Source organism: Streptomyces chilikensis (assembly GCF_001642695.1).
GTDB classification, from domain to species: domain Bacteria; phylum Actinomycetota; class Actinomycetes; order Streptomycetales; family Streptomycetaceae; genus Streptomyces; species Streptomyces chilikensis.
The window spans coordinates 1-1394 of the sequence record NZ_LWCC02000061.1 but is presented as its reverse complement, the minus strand read 5'-3'; the positions used below and the strand labels follow the sequence as shown (position 1 = coordinate 1394).

The 1394-nt window shown below is 52.6% G+C and carries 1 rRNA gene; it reads left to right on the top strand.

Annotated features, from left to right (window positions below):
• A 23S ribosomal RNA gene (locus tag A2U95_RS22280) occupies positions 1 to 1363 on the top strand; the annotation flags it as partial.
• Between the last annotated feature and the right edge of the window lie 31 nt (positions 1364 to 1394).

The following is a 1394-nucleotide window of genomic DNA, read 5'->3' as shown; positions in this document are numbered from 1 at the left end:
AAGGCTGAGCTGTGATGGGGAAGCTCCTTATGGAGCGAAGTCTTTGATTCCCCGCTGCCAAGAAAAGCTTCTAGCGAGATAAAAGGTGCCTGTACCGCAAACCGACACAGGTAGGCGAGGAGAGAATCCTAAGGTGTGCGAGAGAACTCTGGTTAAGGAACTCGGCAAAATGACCCCGTAACTTCGGGAGAAGGGGTGCTTTCTTAACGGAAAGCCGCAGTGAATAGGCCCAAGCGACTGTTTAGCAAAAACACAGCTCTCTGCGAAGCCGTAAGGCGAAGTATAGGGGGTGACACCTGCCCGGTGCTGGAAGGTTAAGGAGAGGGGTTAGCGTAAGCGAAGCTCTGAACTGAAGCCCCAGTAAACGGCGGCCGTAACTATAACGGTCCTAAGGTAGCGAAATTCCTTGTCGGGTAAGTTCCGACCCGCACGAAAGGTGTAACGATTTGGGCACTGTCTCAACCAGAGACTCGGTGAAATTATAGTACCTGTGAAGATGCAGGTTACCCGCGACAGGACGGAAAGACCCCGTGGAGCTTTACTGTAGCCTGATATTGAATTTTGGTACAGTTTGTACAGGATAGGCGGGAGCCATTGAAACCGGAGCGCTAGCTTCGGTGGAGGCGCTGGTGGGATACCGCCCTGACTGTATTGAAATTCTAACCTACGGGTCTTATCGACCCGGGAGACAGTGTCAGGTGGGCAGTTTGACTGGGGCGGTCGCCTCCTAAAGTGTAACGGAGGCGCCCAAAGGTTCCCTCAGAATGGTTGGAAATCATTCGTAGAGTGCAAAGGCATAAGGGAGCTTGACTGCGAGACCTACAAGTCGAGCAGGGACGAAAGTCGGGCTTAGTGATCCGGTGGTTCCGCATGGAAGGGCCATCGCTCAACGGATAAAAGCTACCCCGGGGATAACAGGCTTATCTCCCCCAAGAGTCCACATCGACGGGGAGGTTTGGCACCTCGATGTCGGCTCATCGCATCCTGGGGCTGTAGTCGGTCCCAAGGGTTGGGCTGTTCGCCCATTAAAGCGGTACGCGAGCTGGGTTCAGAACGTCGTGAGACAGTTCGGTCCCTATCCGTCGTGGGCGTAGGAAATTTGAGAGGAGCTGTCCTTAGTACGAGAGGACCGGGATGGACGCACCGCTGGTGTACCAGTTGTTCTGCCAAGGGCATAGCTGGGTAGCTATGTGCGGAAGGGATAAGTGCTGAAAGCATCTAAGCATGAAGCCCCCCTCAAGATGAGATTTCCCATAGCGTAAGCTAGTAAGATCCCTGAAAGATGATCAGGTTGATAGGTTCGAGGTGGAAGCATGGTGACATGTGGAGCTGACGAATACTAATAGATCGAGGACTTAACCATATAATATGTAGCAATGTTATCTAGTTTTGAA